Origin of the sequence: Amycolatopsis sp. NPDC051106 (assembly GCF_040682775.1) — a bacterium.
In the GTDB taxonomy this organism is placed as follows: domain Bacteria; phylum Actinomycetota; class Actinomycetes; order Mycobacteriales; family Pseudonocardiaceae; genus Amycolatopsis.
On record NZ_JBFBBQ010000034.1, the window covers coordinates 45394 to 60006 of the forward strand.

General features: G+C 71.0%; 15 protein-coding genes. 6 read left to right on the top strand and 9 right to left on the bottom strand.

Annotation, left to right across the window (positions count from 1 at the left end):
• Window positions 1-21 precede the first annotated feature (21 nt).
• Entirely contained in the window at window positions 22-231 is a 210-nt protein-coding gene (locus tag AB0M83_RS24700; RefSeq protein WP_364520694.1) for an antitoxin, read from the top strand.
• Here the strand turns inward: AB0M83_RS24700 and AB0M83_RS24705 are convergent, their stop codons facing one another.
• The 3 genes from AB0M83_RS24705 to AB0M83_RS24715 are packed head-to-tail and all read right to left on the bottom strand — an operon-like array spanning window position 232 to window position 3790.
• Entirely contained in the window at window positions 232-1185 is a 954-nt protein-coding gene (locus AB0M83_RS24705; RefSeq protein WP_364520728.1) for a prephenate dehydrogenase, read from the bottom strand.
• A gap of 50 nt (window positions 1186-1235) precedes the next feature.
• On the bottom strand, window positions 1236-3248 hold the full coding sequence (locus AB0M83_RS24710; RefSeq protein WP_364520695.1) for an NADPH-dependent 2,4-dienoyl-CoA reductase: 2013 nt from the start codon (window positions 3246-3248) through the stop codon (window positions 1236-1238).
• Complete coding sequence (locus AB0M83_RS24715; RefSeq protein ID WP_364520696.1) at window positions 3248-3790, bottom strand: PadR family transcriptional regulator; 543 nt, start codon at window positions 3788-3790, stop codon at window positions 3248-3250. The genes AB0M83_RS24710 and AB0M83_RS24715 overlap by 1 nt, the downstream gene beginning before the upstream one ends.
• Window positions 3791-3893: 103 nt before the next feature.
• Here AB0M83_RS24715 and AB0M83_RS24720 point away from each other — a divergent pair, with 103 nt between their 5' ends.
• Entirely contained in the window at window positions 3894-4832 is a 939-nt protein-coding gene (locus AB0M83_RS24720; RefSeq protein WP_364520697.1) for a patatin family protein, read from the top strand.
• Window positions 4833-4840: 8 nt separating this feature from the next.
• Here the strand turns inward: AB0M83_RS24720 and AB0M83_RS24725 are convergent, their stop codons facing one another.
• Window positions 4841-5290: a MarR family transcriptional regulator gene (locus tag AB0M83_RS24725; protein WP_364520698.1), complete on the bottom strand. Its 450-nt coding sequence runs from the start codon at window positions 5288-5290 to the stop codon at window positions 4841-4843.
• A gap of 152 nt (window positions 5291-5442) precedes the next feature.
• On the opposite strand from AB0M83_RS24725, the gene AB0M83_RS24730 reads away from it, so the two are divergent.
• A complete protein-coding gene (locus AB0M83_RS24730) occupies window positions 5443-6405 on the top strand; it encodes an alpha/beta hydrolase (protein WP_364520699.1) in 963 nt (320 codons plus the stop codon).
• 159 nt (window positions 6406-6564) lie between these two features.
• Window positions 6565-7770: an alpha/beta hydrolase-fold protein gene (locus tag AB0M83_RS24735; protein ID WP_364520700.1), complete on the top strand. Its 1206-nt coding sequence runs from the start codon at window positions 6565-6567 to the stop codon at window positions 7768-7770.
• Between the two features lie 102 nt (window positions 7771-7872).
• Here the strand turns inward: AB0M83_RS24735 and AB0M83_RS24740 are convergent, their stop codons facing one another.
• On the bottom strand, window positions 7873-8754 hold the full coding sequence (locus tag AB0M83_RS24740; protein WP_364520701.1) for a hypothetical protein: 882 nt from the start codon (window positions 8752-8754) through the stop codon (window positions 7873-7875).
• Window positions 8755-8944: 190 nt separating this feature from the next.
• On the opposite strand from AB0M83_RS24740, the gene AB0M83_RS24745 reads away from it, so the two are divergent.
• Complete coding sequence (locus AB0M83_RS24745) at window positions 8945-9580, top strand: DUF4383 domain-containing protein (RefSeq protein ID WP_364520702.1); 636 nt, start codon at window positions 8945-8947, stop codon at window positions 9578-9580.
• A gap of 15 nt (window positions 9581-9595) precedes the next feature.
• Here the strand turns inward: AB0M83_RS24745 and AB0M83_RS24750 are convergent, their stop codons facing one another.
• The 3 genes from AB0M83_RS24750 to AB0M83_RS24760 all read right to left on the bottom strand — a co-directional run bounded on the left by AB0M83_RS24750 (window position 9596) and on the right by AB0M83_RS24760 (window position 13311).
• Entirely contained in the window at window positions 9596-10588 is a 993-nt protein-coding gene (locus AB0M83_RS24750; RefSeq protein WP_364520703.1) for an SCO0930 family lipoprotein, read from the bottom strand.
• Window positions 10589-10980: 392 nt separating this feature from the next.
• Window positions 10981-12630, bottom strand: coding sequence for a lyase family protein (locus AB0M83_RS24755; protein WP_364520704.1), 1650 nt, complete (start codon window positions 12628-12630; stop codon window positions 10981-10983).
• Window positions 12631-12768: 138 nt separating this feature from the next.
• Window positions 12769-13311 (bottom strand): DinB family protein, encoded by a 543-nt coding sequence (locus AB0M83_RS24760; RefSeq protein ID WP_364520705.1) that lies wholly within the window; start codon window positions 13309-13311, stop codon window positions 12769-12771.
• Window positions 13312-13523: 212 nt separating this feature from the next.
• On the opposite strand from AB0M83_RS24760, the gene AB0M83_RS24765 reads away from it, so the two are divergent.
• The gene (locus AB0M83_RS24765) at window positions 13524-14369 is read left to right on the top strand and encodes a hypothetical protein (protein WP_364520706.1); all 846 of its coding nucleotides are present in this window, start codon (window positions 13524-13526) and stop codon (window positions 14367-14369) included.
• 17 nt (window positions 14370-14386) lie between these two features.
• Here AB0M83_RS24765 and AB0M83_RS24770 read toward each other — a convergent pair whose 3' ends face one another.
• The gene (locus tag AB0M83_RS24770) at window positions 14387-14512 is read right to left on the bottom strand and encodes a hypothetical protein (RefSeq protein WP_364520731.1); all 126 of its coding nucleotides are present in this window, start codon (window positions 14510-14512) and stop codon (window positions 14387-14389) included.
• Window positions 14513-14613: the final 101 nt, after the last annotated feature.

Below are 14613 nucleotides of genomic sequence, written 5' to 3' on the forward strand. Positions count from 1 at the left end.
TCCGTGCTGTTCAATTGCCCCATGGGAATCGACTTCGATGCGTTGAAGGGCAAGGCCGAAGAGGCCCTGCGGGAGCACGGCGACAAGATCGAGGACGGCCTCGACAAGGCGGGTGACTTCGCGAAGTCGAAGTTCACCGGTCACGACGAGCAGATCGACAGCGGCATCGAGAAGGCGAAGAGCTTCCTCGACAAGTTCGACGACAAGCCGGACACGCCCCCGGCCCAGTAGTTACTGGACCTCGCCGGTCGCGATCCCGTCCGCGAGGCCGGTGATCCGGCCGCCGCGTTCACCGAGCGCGACGAGTCCTTGGCGCGCGTCCGGGGCCGACAGGCTGATCCGGACACCCGCGCGTTCGACGTCCAGGCTGGCGGTCAGCGCCTGCGCGCCTTCGTACCCCGCGTTGATCGTGGCCGCCAGCCCGCCGGTCGACGCGAGCGAACCGCGCGCGGCGCCGAGCCGGCCGAGGGCTTCGTCGACGATCGGCAGCAGCGCGTCCCGGTTGCCTTCGGTCATGGCGCGCACGAGCTGCGGGTTCGACCCCGCGACGCGCGTCCCGTCGCGGTAGGACCCGGCGGCCAGCGACATGGCCAGCGGTCCGCCCTCGGCGCCGATCGTGGCGAGGATCGCCGCGAACAGGTGCGGCAGGTGCGAGATCCGGGCGACGGCTTCGTCGTGCGACTCGGCGGGCAGCGGCACGACGTGCGCCCCGACGTCCAGCACGAACCCCGCGATCTCCGCCCACGCGTCGAGATCGGTGTCGTCTTCGACGGCGACGACCCAGGCCGCGCCCTGGAACAGCGCGGCGTCCCCGGCCAGCCAGCCCGAGTTCGACGTCCCGGCCATCGGGTGCCCGCCGACGTACCGCGTGTACGGCACGCGCCGGCGGACGGCGTCCAGGACCGGCGCTTTCACGCTGGTCACGTCGGTGAGCAGGCAGTGCGACGCGTGCTGGGAGACCAGGCGCAGCAGGTCCTCGACGGCCGGCAGCGGCACCGCGAGCACGACCATCGCGTCGTCGGCGGCGGCCCGGTGCAAGGCGGCTTCGACGTCGGTCGTGACGTCGTAACCCGCTCTGCTGGCCGCGTCGGCGTCCACTTCGGAGACCGCGGCGCCGAACGCCGTGCGGCCACTCGCGGCGGCCGCGCGCAAGAGCGACCCGCCAATCAGCCCGAGCCCGATCACGCATACGTCTCGCACGGGGCCCATCCTGCCAGTGCTGGACGCTTATCGGGCTACAGCGCCGCGGCGAGCCTCGTTCCCTGGTCGATCGCGCGTTTCGCGTCGAGTTCGGCGGCGACGTCGGCACCCCCGATGAGGTGCACCGGGACGTCGGCGGCGCGCAGTTCGTCGGCGAGGTCGCGCACGGGCTCCTGACCGGCGCAGACGACGATCGTGTCGACTTCGAGCAGCCGCGGGGTGCCATTGACGGTGATGTGCAGGCCCTCGTCGTCGATCCGTTCGTAGGTGACGCCGGGGATCTGCTCGACGCGTTTCGCCTTGAGCGCGGCGCGGTGCACCCAGCCGGACGTCTTGCCGAGCCCGGCGCCGATGCCGGACTTCTTGCGCTGCAGCAGGTACACCTGCCGCGGCGACGGCTCGGGCCGTGGCTGCGCGAGCCCGCCCGGCGCGTGCTCGGGGTCGGTGACGCCCCACTCGGCCATCCACGCGTCGCGGTCGAGGGCCGGCGAACCGGTGTGGGTGAGGAATTCGCTGACGTCGACGCCGATGCCGCCGGCCCCGATCACCGCGACCCGCGCGCCGACCGGCTTCCCGTGCCGCACGACGTCGACGTAGGAGAGCACCTTGGGGTGGTCGATCCCGGGCAGCGACGGCACGCGCGGCGCGACGCCGGTGGCCAGCACGACCTCGTCGAAGCCGGTCAGGTCCTTCGCGGAGACGCGCGTCCCGAGGTGCAGCTTCACGCCGGTCACCTCGACGCGCCGCTGGTAGTAGCGGATCGTCTCGGCGAACTCCTCCTTGCCGGGAATCTTCCGTGCGATGCCGAACTGGCCGCCGATTTCGTCGTCGGCCTCGAACAGTTCGACGCTGTGCCCGCGTTCGGCCAGCGCGGTCGCGGCCGACAGCCCGGCGGGCCCGGCGCCGACGACGGCGACGCGCTTCGAGCGGCGGGTGGGTGCCAGCGTCAACGTCGTTTCGTGGCCGGCGCGCGGGTTCACCATGCAGGACACGAGCTTGCGCTTGAAGGCGTGGTCGAGGCAGGCCTGGTTGCAGGCGATGCACGTGTTGATCTCGTCCTCGCGGCCGGTCTCGGCCTTGCGGATCCACTCGGGGTCGGCGAGGAACGGCCGCGCCATAGACACGAGATCGGCGTCGCCGCTGCTCAAGGCTTCCTCGGCGACCTGCGGCATGGTGATCCGGTTCGACGTGACGACCGGGATCCCGACGTGCGGCTTGAGCTTCCCGGTGACCCAGGTGAACGCGGCGCGCGGCACCGACGTCACGATCGTCGGCACGCGGGCCTCGTGCCAGCCGATGCCGGTGTTGATGATCGTCGCGCCGGCGGCTTCGACGTCCTTCGCGAGCGCGACGACGTCCTCCCAGCGCTGGCCGCCCGGGACGAGGTCCAGCATCGAAAGCCGGTAGATGATGAGGAAGTCGTCGCCGACCTTTTCCCTCGTGCGCTTGACGATCTCGACAGCGAACCGGCGCCGCTTCTCCGGCGTGCCGCCCCAGGCGTCCGTGCGCTTGTTGGTGCGCTCGGCCAGGAACTGGTTGATCAGGTAGCCCTCGGACCCCATGATCTCGACGCCGTCGTAGCCCGCTTCACGCGCGAGAGCGGCGCAGTCGGCGAAGGCGTCGATCTGCTTGCGCACTCCGTGGTTGGTGAGGGCGCGCGGCCGGAACGGGTTGATCGGCGCCTTGATGCTCGACGCCGACACGCTCAGCGGGTGGTAGGCGTACCGGCCCGCGTGCAGGACCTGCAGCGCGATCTTGCCGCCGGCCTCGTGGACGGGCGCGGTGAGCTGCCGGTGCTGCCGCGCCTCGGCGGACGTCGTCAGCTTGGAGGCCAGCGGCAGCAGCCAGCCGGTGCGGTTCGGCGCGAACCCGCCGGTGACGATCAGCCCGACGCCGCCGCGGGCGCGTTCCGCGTAGTACTCGGCCAGCTCGGGGAAGTGGGCGGCCTTGTCTTCGAGGCCGATGTGCATGGACCCCATCACCACGCGGTTGCGCAGCGTCGTGAAGCCGAGGTCCAGGGGCGACAGCAGGTTCGGGTACGGGCTCATCAGGAGTCCTTCTCGTGGTGGAGGGCGGCGAGCACTTCGTCGAACCACTCGACCTGGCCCTCTTCGACGCGGATGCCGCCGCGCAGGACCAGGTACTGGTGCAGGTGCCGGCCTTCGAGGGCGGCGGGCGCGGGGAAGTCGCGCTTCTCGATCTGGCGGTAGACGTCCAGGCGTTCGGCGTGCGCTACCCGGTGCCGGACGATCTCTTCGGCGACCTTCGCCGGGTCACCGAAGGACGCGCCGCGGATCTTGACGGCCAGCTCGACCGGGCCGGCGCCGGGATCGGGCTCGGCGAGCCAGCGGACGAGCTCGGCGCGTCCGCCGTCGCTGACCGTGTAGACCTTCTTGTCCGGCCGGCCCGACTGCGCGACGACGTCGACAGCGACCCAGCCGGCCTCTTCCATCCGCTTCAGCACGCGGTAGATCTGCTGGTGGGTGGCGCTCCAGAACAGCCCGATCGACTTCTCGAACCGGCGCGTGAGCTCGTAGCCCGAGCCGGCGCGCTCGGACAGCGAGACGAGGATCGCGTGCTCCAGTGCCATTCTGGGAGCCTGCTATGCAACGAGTTGCAGTGCAACGAGGCGCGCATCACGTCACCCCCTGAGGGGGATAAATCGGGTCGACTTCACCCCGGAAAAGACCAGGATGGAGAGAGTGCACCCGGTACTCGAACTGATCTCCGAACGGATGGCGACGGGCAGCGTCCCGGGAGAACGCACCGACGGCCGCCGTCTCGCCCTCGCCGTCGAAGGCGGCAGCAGCCGCGGCACGTATTCGAGCGGTATGGCCCTCGCCCTGGACGAACTGGGCGCGGTCCCCGTGTTCGACGCCGTCTACGGCTCGTCGGCCGGCGCGCTGAACGCCGCCTGGCTGCTCAGCGGGTGCTCGTCGACGGGCGTGCGGACCTGGTGGAACCCGGTCGTCATGCGCCGGATCATCAACCCGCTGCACACCCTGCGCGGCCGCGCGGTGATCGACCTCGAATACCTCGTCCACCAGGTCTATTCGGTGCTGGAGCCGATGGACTTCCCGGCGATCCTGGCCAACCCGGTGACGTTCCACCCGCTGGCCACCGACGCCGACACGGGGGAGTCGACCGACCTCCACCCCTTCCTCGCCGACGTCGACGCGATCAAGCTCGCGCTCGCGGCCTCGTCCTGCATGCCGGTGCTGGCCGGTCCGCCGATCCCGATGGCCGGCCGCCGGTTCGTCGACGCGGGCGTCGCCGAGCCGATCCCTTTCCGCACGGCCCTGGCGCAGGACGCGACCGACGTCCTCGTGCTGCGCACCCGCCGCGCGGACGAACTGCCGCTGCCGCCGCCGCGGGCGTACGACGTCGTGGTGCCGCGCTTCCTGCGCCGCCAGGCCCCGGGCACGATTCCGGCGTGGCGCGACACCTTCCGGCGTGACGTCGAAGACGAGGAAATCCTGGCGTCCGACCCGCGGATCCTGAGCATCCGCCCACCGGCCGGCTCACCGGACGTGGCGGTGCTGGAACGCGACCCCGAGGTGCTGCGCAAGGCCGTCGACCTCGGCAAGAGCGCGGTCCTCGACGTGCTGGAAGGGCTACGCGAAGCTTCGTAGCCGGTCGATCACGCCGGTGCCAGTGCGTCCCGGTAGGCGTTCACCGACTCGGTCAGGCGGTCCAGCTCGGCACGCATCCGGGCGACCCCGGCTTCGTCCAGGCTCATCGCCGCGCCGATCACGTCGGGGATGCCTCGCGCCTTCTCGCGCAGCGCCTGCCCGGTCTCGCTCAGGCTCACGCGGACCGACCGCTCGTCGTCGGACTGCCGGTTCCGGACCACCAGGCCGGCGGTCTGCAGCCGCTTGAGCAGCGGCGAAAGCGTGCCCGAATCGAGGTTCAGCTCGGCGCCGAGCTCCTTCACCAGGCGATGGTCCTTTTCCCAGAGCGCCAGCATGACCAGGTACTGGGGATAGGTCAGGTCGAGGTCGTCCAGGACCACCCGGTACAGCGACGTCACCGCGCGCGACGCCGAGTACAGCCCGAAGCAGAGCTGGTCGTCCAGCCGCAGCGATGCCATGGCGTCCTCCTCTCTCGTAACTCTCCATGATCCCCGGCTTCGTGCTGCGCGGCAACTTAAGTGCCCTGCATCTCATTGGGTTCAAATTAGTTGTGCACAACTCAGTTGAGGCCTACGTTAGTGACATCAGGACCGCCCCCGAGGAGGACGACATGACCGCCAACCCGCACAACCTCGCCCTGGAACCCGCCGCGCAGGCGTTCGCCGAGGCCACCGACCAGCCGCCGTACCTGTTCCAGTTGCCGCCGGAAGAGGGGCGCAAGGCCGTCGACGGCGTCCAGGATGGCGACGTCGCCATGGCCGACGCCGACATCGAGGTGCTGAAGGTTCCCGGCGGCCCGACCGGTGAGGTCGAGACGCGGATCGTGCGCCCGGCCGGCGTCGACGGGCCGCTGCCGGTGATCGTCTACATCCACGGCGCCGGCTGGGTGTTCGGCGACTTCCACACCCACCAGCGCCTGGTGCGCGAACTGGCCGCCGGGGCCGGCGCGGCCGTCGTGTTCCCCGAGTACGACCGCTCGCCGGAGGCGCGCTACCCGGTCGCCATCGAGCAGAGCTACGCCGTGGCGAAGTGGGTCGCCGAGCACGGCGCTTCGAAGGGTCTGGACACTTCGCGCATCGCGATCGCCGGCGACTCCGTCGGCGGGAACATGACGGCGGCCCTGACCCTGCTCGCGAAGCAGCGCGGCGACGTCACCTTCCGCCAGCAGGTGCTCTTCTACCCGGTGACCGACGCGAACTTCGACACCGAGTCGTACGAGAAGTTCGCCGAGGGCTACTTCCTCGGCCGCGAAGGCATGAAGTGGTTCTGGGACCAGTACACGACGGACCCCGCGCAGCGCGCGGAGATCACCGCGTCCCCGCTGCGCGCGTCACTCGACGAGCTGGCCGGGCTGCCGCCGGCGCTGGTCATCACCGGCGAGGCGGACGTGCTCCGCGACGAAGGCGAGGCGTACGCGGCCAAGCTGCGTCAGGCCGGCGTGCCCGTCACGGCCGTGCGGTACCAGGGGATCATCCACGACTTCGTGATGGTCAACGCGCTTCGCGAGACCCACGCCGCCGAGGCCGCGATCACCCAGGCCGTCACCGTGCTGAAGCGGGCTTTGGAGCAGTGACTTCCGAGCAATAACTGAGAAAACGCTGAGTTCGCCGTTCGTTGCGGCCCTATGGCGCAAGTCACAGGGCCGCAACGTGCATGCCTGCTCAAACGTGATATATACGCGACTCCCGACCGATCCGGGCGCGCATTTCTGCCCGCCCGGAAGGACCGAACCATGAACGTGAGCAGCATCCGGCTGGATTCGCCGGTCAACATGATCGTGGTGGTCGTGCTGACGCTGCTCGCGATCATCGCGGTCCCGTGGTTCTGGGACCGCTGGAAGCGCAAGCGGTTGTGGCGCAGCGCCACGGTGCTGCTCGCGGTCGTGCTCCTGGTGGTCACGACCGGCATGGCGGGCAACATGATCGGCGGCTTCTTCCCGACGGTCGGGTCGCTGCTCGGCACCGGCGTCTACTCCGGCCAGGGCACCGACGCGGAGGCGGCGCAGAACGGCGAGGACCTCGAGAAGCTGCGCGACACGGGGGTCGCGCACGCGCATGAGGGCAAGGGAACCGTCGTCCACATGAAGGTGACGGGCCGGCGCACCAAGCTGACCCACGACGTGACGGTCTACCTGCCCCCGCAGTACTTCGACGCGGCGTACAAGGAACTGCGGTTTCCGGCGATCGAATGGATTCCGAACTACCCTTCCGGCCCCGAGGTCTTCGCGGTCTACGGAATGCCGCAACAGCTCGACACGGCGATCGCTCGCAAGGCGCTGCCTCCGACGGTGGTGATCGTCCCGGACCCGACGGGCGTCCCGAAGGTCGGCCACGACACGGAATGCGTCGACGAGGTCAACGGAACGGCGAACGACACGTACCTGACGGCCGACCTGCGCGACTGGGCCCTGCAGAAGCTCGGCGTCTCGCCGAACCGCCGGGCGTGGACGATGGCGGGCTGGTCGTCCGGCGGCTACTGCGCGATGAACCTGGTGACGCGCCACCCCCAGTGGTACGGCCAGGCGGCCAGCGTGAGCGGCTACGACAAGGCCCAGGTCGACGCGGAGACCGAGGACTTGTTCCACGGCCGCCAGGACATCAACGACGCGAACAACGTCCGCGTGAACGTGCGGCTGCACCCGTCGCCGGTGGAGATCCTGGCGATCGCGGGCGAGAAGGAGAGCTACGAGAGTTTCGCGATCGACCAGATCCGAGCGGCGGCGCGGCCCCCGCTGCAGTTCTCGTCGTGGCGCATCCCGGACGCGGGGCACAACATGAACACGTTCAAGTCGCAGATCCCGGACGTGCTGTCGTGGATCGGAGCCCACACGTTGGCCCCGGCCCCCGCCGGCCGACAGGTCGAGACCACCGGCGGAGTGCTGCCGTGGCCGCTGCCCCGCTCGGGCGCACACGGCGCGGTGGCGGACATGGACCAGTAGGCGCAGCAGTCAGCCGCACTTCGTTTCCACCGCCTGGCGGCGGTTTCCTGGCGGATCCGGCGCGGTCGAGCCGCGCCCATCGGCCTCGCTGCCCGGGGCCGCTCAGCCGAGCAGCGCCGAGACCACCGCCGTCACCCGCTTCGAGGCGGTCGCGTAGTCGACCGAAGCGGGGTGCTCGCTCAGCACCGCCACGATGTACCGGCCGTCCTCGCCGACCAGGCCCGAGGTGTGCAGCATCCGCGTCGGCCCGCAGCAGGACCAGCCCTGCTTCACCGCCCACGGCCGGTCGCCGGCGGCGTCCGGGATGCCGAAGTACTGGCGGAACCCGTCCGAGCCCCGCTCGGTCGCGGCCCGCAGCGCGGCGACGATCGCGCCGGGCGCGTGCGCCACCACGTACTGGTAGATCCGCACCACGTCCTTCGCCGTGATCCGCGTGTCGCCCCAGCGTCCCGGATCCGCGGGCGCGCGCGTGCCGGTGAGGCCGAGCTTCTTGGCCCAGCCCGTCACGATCGCCGGCCCGCCGTAAGCCGACCAGAACCGGCTCGCGAGGTCGTCGTCGCTGCGCGACAGCATCCGCTGCACCTGCGCCACGGGACCACCCTGCTCGAGCACGGCCAAGGCGATCAGCAGCTTCACGAGCGATGCCGACGTGTACGCGCGATCCGCGTGCGCCGAGACGGTCGTCGAACCGGCCTGCCGGTCGAACACGACGACGCTGACGTTGCCCCCGGGCACCAGCCGGTCCAGCTCGGCGGCGGCCACCTTGGCGTCCACCTTGGACTCGGGCTGGGGCGACAGCTTGGGCGACGGGGTCGGAGTGGGCGTCGTACTCGGCGCGGCGGACGATTCCGACATCGTTGTCACCACTTCTGTGACGGCGATCGCCTTCGGCGGTGCCACAGTGCCGTGACTGATCGTGACAGTCACCGCGCCGATGGCTCCCACACACAGCCCCACCAGGAAGATGCCGCTCAGCTTGCGCATGATCCGGATTGCCGGAAACGCGGCCCGGCGTTCCCCGGATCGGGTGACTTTGTGGGATAGCTCTCGGCTCGGCCCGGATCCGGGAACGCACCGAGGGCCTGCGGGCAAGCGCCGTCGTTTCGCGCACTGTGTTCGCGGGGTACCTGTGTGCGGTGACGATCGTCACCACACTCTGGGAAGGACTGGAGTCATGACTCACGCGAAAGGCGCACGCATCCGGGTTCGCGGCCTGCAGCCGGCGCAGGTGCTGGCCGGGTTGGCCGGGATCGCGTTCCTCGTCGTCGGCATCATCGGGTTCACCAGGACCGGCGTCGGGAACTTCGCCGGCCACCACGACGCGGGGTTGTGGCGGTTCTCCGGCAACCCGCTCATGAGCCTGGTCCGCGTCGTGACCGGCGTCGTCGGCCTGCTGCTGGCGTTCGGCTCCGGCCGCGCCCGGACGTTCGGCTGGCTGCTCTTCATCTTCTACGGCGCCCTGTTCGTCTGGGGCCTGATGATCGACGGCCTCATTTCGACCAACCCGTTCGCCAACGCCGGCAACCCGCTGGACATGGGCCGCGCCGACACCTGGCTGCACCTCGGCGTCGCCGCGCTCGGCCTGCTGATCGCCGTCCTGCCCGCCCGCCGCACCATCCACGTCCCCGAGGACGAGGTGGCCGACGAGCCGACGGTCGTCGAGCAGCGCACCGACCGCGTCGCGGACACCGACCGCACGGAAACGCTGCCCGCCGAGGAGCCGCGCCGCCGTTCGTTCCTGCGTCGCCACCACGACGAGCGAGGCCCGGAGGTCGCTCGTGAAGAGCGTCCGCCGGGCCTCGCCCACTAAGAAGTACTGGGTGGCTCAGTAGGTGGTGCCACCCGCGCCGGAGTTGCTGCTCCCGGCGCCACTGTCAGCCGGGGCCGGAGCCTGGTTGGCGGTGGCGCTGGGGCCGGTGCCGATCTTGCACCCGGCGGGCTCGATGACGAACCACGTGCCGTTCACGCCGTTGCCGTTCGCGTCACCGGGCTTCGTGTCCTTCGAGAAGGTGTAGACCGGCCAGCCGCCGATGGTGACCTGCTCGGTGCCGTCGGAACGCTTGATGCTGCCGAGGAGCTTCGAGTCGATGCCCTGCAGCTCGACCTTGCCGTTCGAGAGGACCGGCGGCCAGGTCTTGGCGCAGTCGCCGTTGCAGGCGGACGTCTTGGCCTTCTTGGTGTCCTTCTGGAACAGGTAGAGGGTCATGCCGTTCTGGTCGACGACCGCCGCACCGAGACCGTCGATGTTGCTGGCGCTCAGCTTGACGGCGCCGGCTTCACTCGCGGCCTGCCCGGCCTTGCCGCCCTTGGCGTTGGCGGCGTACCAGGCGCCACCGACACCCTGGCCGGTCGCGTCGCCCGCCTTGGCGTCCTTGGCGTAGCGGTAGAGCGCCCACCCGCCGACGGTGATCTGCTCGGTGCCGTCGGAGCGCGTCACCTTCCCGACGAGGTTCTTGTCGACGCCCTGGACCTGCACGTCCCCGGTGGCCAGCATCGGCGGCCAGGCCTTGGCGCAGTCACCGTCGCAATTGGACTTCGGCGGCTTGGCCGTGTCCTTGTCGAAGCGGTAGAGGGTCATGCCGTTCTGGTCGGTGAGCACCTGACCGACACTGGCGACGTCCGCGACGACCAGTTTCGACTCGTTCGACGCGGGGGCGGCGTTGCCGACCTGCCCGTTGGCGATCTGGCCGCCACCAGTGCCGCCTGCCGCCGCGGGGGCGATGACCGGCTGAGCTGTTTCGGCGCCCGAGCAAGCGGTGAGCACTGCCAGCCCGGCTGCCGCAGCGGCGACGGAGACGGCGATGCGCGTGCGAAGCATGGAAGTTCTCCTTGTGTCCGTTGGGTTTCCCGCCGCTCGGTGCGGCTGCCTGATACCCACTACACGGACACTTGGCGAAGGCGGTTCAAAGAATTTTCCGCGGGTGCTCACGCCTGGTCAGAAGGGTGCGGTGGCCGGGGTGGCCGAGGTGGCTGCTTCGGTGCCAGGTGGCCCGGTGGGTGGGCTGCCGCTGGTCGCCGCGGACTGCAAGCCCTTCCTATCGCCGCCGCAGGGCTGGGGATGCCGCACGTCGGCTGCTGCAAGGCTGGGCCGGCCGGACGCACACCGGGCCCGCACACATCGGCCGACTGCCGCCAACCGGTGCCGGCTGACGTCGGGTGTCCGCGCTGCCCGGCCGTCCTGCAGCAGCCCGCCGGACCACCCTCTGACGGTTATTCCGAAGCGCCGCCCGGCCGTGGCTCGCCGAGGGCCCGGTCGACCAGCGTCGCCGCCGCGCCGGCGTACGCGGACGGGTCGAGGAGAGCGTCCAGCGCCGCCGGGGTGAGGACCTCGGTGATCGCGGGCAGCTCGTCCAGCACCTCCCGCAACGGCCGGTCTTCCCCCACCGCCCGCCGCGACGCCTCACCGAGCAGCTCCTTGGCCTTCGCCTTGCCGAGCAGCGGCGCGAGCACGGCGGAGAGCCGCTCGGACACGATCAGCCCGTGCGTCGACGCCACGTTCGCCCGCATCCGCCCAGGCTGCGCGGTGAGCCCGCGCGCCAGCTCGGCGGCCGTGTGCGCGGCGCCGCCGGTCAGCCGGAGGCACTCGCGGATCAGCTGCCACTCGGCGTGCCAGACCCCGGCCGAGCGTTCGTCCTCGGTCAGCATCGACTGAGTGACGCCCGCGGCCAGCACCGGCACCTGCAGCGCGGCCGAACGGATCAGCGTCGCAAGCACCGGGTTCCGCTTGTGCGGCATCGCGGTCGAGCCGCCGCGCCCTTCGGCGGCCGGCTCGACGACCTCGCCGAGCTCGGTCCGGCTGAGCGTCGCGACGTCGACGGCCAGCTTCCCCAGCGCACCAGCGGTGAACGCGAGCGCGCTCGCGAGGTCCACGACGGGCGTCCGCAGCGAGTGCCACGGCAGCACCGGCGCGGCCAGCCCGGTCTCCTCGGCGAACGCGGCGGTCAGGCGTTCCGCGTAGTCGGCGACGACACCGCGATCAGCGCCGGGGCGTCCGGCCACGGCGGCAGCGTCGACGAGATCCTGGCCCCCGCCCCCGCCCCCGCCCCCGCCCCCGCCCCCGCCCCCGCCCTCCCGCTCGCCGGCGCCCTCCTGCCCGCTCGCGCCCTGCTGCCCGCTCGCACCCAGCTGTCGGCTCGCACCCAGCTGCCGGCTCGCGCCCTGCTGCCAGCTCGCGCGCTCCTGCTCGCCCGCGCCGGCCTGCCCCGCGTGCCTCGCCGCCTGGGCGTCGTCGGCCAGGCGCGCGTACTCGAGGTACGCCGCCAGCGTCCCGGCCGCGCCGCCCAGCGATACCGGCAGCCCGCCGTCCAGCACGCGCCGGACCCGGACGGCCGCGTCCAGCACCAGCTGCCGCCAGCCCGCGGCCTTGAGCCCGAACGTCGTCGGCACCGCGTGTGCCGTCAGCGTCCGGCCGGGCATCGTCGTGTCCCGGTGCTCGCGTGCCAGCTCGGCCAGCGCCTCGGCCGTCGCGTCGAGGTCGTCGGCGAGCGGCCGCAGCGTCCGGTCCGCGACCAGCATCATCGCCGTGTCGAGGATGTCCTGGCTGGTCGAGCCGCGGTGAACGTACTCGGCAGCGCTCGCATCGACGGCCGACGTCAGCGCCTTGACCAACCCGACGACAGGGTTCGCGGTCGCCCGTGAGCCACGCGCCAGCTCGACGACGTCGATCCGCGCACTGCTCGCGGCGGCCGTGATCGCGTCCGCTGCCCAGGCCGGTACCGTCCCGAGCCGCGCCTGCGCTCTGGCGAGTGCCGCCTCGGCGTCGAGCATGGCGCGCAACCAGGCCTCGTCGCCGGTCGAAGCTTCGGCCGGTGTACCGGCCCGGACCGGGGACAGGAGTCCGGAATCGGGGTCGACGGTCATGGCGCCAGCATCGCATGCGGCCGGTCTCGGCTGCGTTCCCTCAGCCGGGTCTGGCCTACGCCTGCCGGATCATCGTTTCCTTCGTAGGACACCTCCTCTCCCGGTTCCGTCGCCGCGCGGCGACGGAGGCCTGAGTCGTCATTCGCCGGTCGCGCCGTCGATCCGCTCGCGAACCAGGTCGGCCTGCCCGATGTGGCGCGCGTACTCGCCGATCATGCGGAGCATCAGCCAGCGCAGCGTGAACGGTTCGCCGGTGCTGATTCGCGTTCCCGTCTGCTCCAGCGAACTCGCCGTCACGATCTCCCGGGAACGCGCACACTCGGCGTGCCACAGGGAAAAGGCCTCGTCGACGTCACCGTCCAGCGCCGTGAAGTCCTGCTCCGGGTCGTCGTCGGAGTAGTACAGGTTCGGGAGGTCCTCACCCGCGAACTGGATCCGGAACCACCACCGTTCGACGCCGGTGAGGTGCCGTAGCAAGCCGTGCAGGGTCAGGGTCGAGGGTGGTACCGAGCGTTCGGATAGCCGGCCGGGATCCAGGCCGGAGCACTTCAGTTCGAAGGTGCGCCGGTAGTAGTCGAGGCTCTCGGTCAGAGCCTGGCGTTCGCCGGCGACCGGCGTCGGGTCGATCCGGGCGCCGGTCAAGCGGCTCGGGGTGGCCACCGGGGTGCTGTGTTCGGTCATGTGCGGAGCGTGCCACAGGGGTCTGACAATTTCGGTTCGCGAGGGTGGCCAGTGATCGGGCAACGGCGGGAAACCCCAGTTCAGACACGGTTTCGCGAACCCGGTAACGAATGCCGGGGTGCGGCGATCTGATCTTCGTCAGCTGCTGCGATCACCCGTCCCCACCCCGTCGGAGCGGCACCCCCCTCGTCCGGAATCAGGAGATCACGACCATGGAGCGAACCGGTCGAAGAACCGCCGTGCTGGCCGCGCTGACCGCTGCGGCTCTCTTCGCGGCCCCTGCCGTCGCGTCCGCGGCGCCCGCCCCCAGCACGATCGACGTCAGCGACACGTCGGTCCGCGCCGGCGACACGTTCACGGTCACCGAGCAGCTGTACAACCCGACGGACTTCACCGTCACCGGCGCGAAGGCCGCGGTCTACACCAAGGAGAAGCCGATCACCGAGCTGGTGGACCTGGTCTCCTGCGCCGGCACGATCGGCTGCGACCAGTACCTCAGCAGCTACCGCGGCGGCGTCGGCGACCTCGGCGCTGGCGAGAGCCGCACCGTGACGCTCACCCTCCGCGTAAAGGAAGGCGTCACCGGCGGCCAGTTCACGCTGCAGCACCAGTTCGCCGGCGACAACTACGCGTTCGGCGTCGAAGACGGCCCTGCCATCACGATCACCCCGGCCGCGAAGGCCGACGTCAAGGTCGCCCTGACCGCTACTCCGCGCGTCGGCCTGGTCGCCCGGGTCGACTACGTGATCACGGTGTCGAACAGCGGCCCGGCCACCGCGACCGGCGTCCGGGTGACGGCCAACGCCGGCTCGGGCCGCTCGGTCACGTCGGCGACCGGCTGCACCCGCTCGGGCGCGAACGTGAACTGCGCGATCGGCACCCTGGCACCGGGCGCTTCGGCCACGGCGAAGTTCACGTCGGAGGGCGGCGTCTTCGCATGGGGCGCATTCACGGCGACGGCCCAGCGGGCGGCCAGCACCCCGGCCGACCCGGTCGCGGCGAACGACACGGCATCGAAGAAGTGCACGGCCTACACCGGTCTGCTCGTGACCTGCTGACGGCTGTTCTGTCCACATCAGAGCAAGTACGGCGCCGAGCGTGCTCGGCGCCGTACTGCGTCCGTGGTGTCATCGACGGTGTGGTCCGTGGTGTCGATGACGTTCTTCTCGAGCTCGCCCAGGTCGGCGAACGCGCCGTGCATGCCGGTGATGGGCTCGACCTCGGTGAGCTCCCGGCCTGCACGCGCGGTCCCGCGGGCGAGGGTGACCTCGAGACTCGGCCGCAGAGGTCCAGACGGTCCCG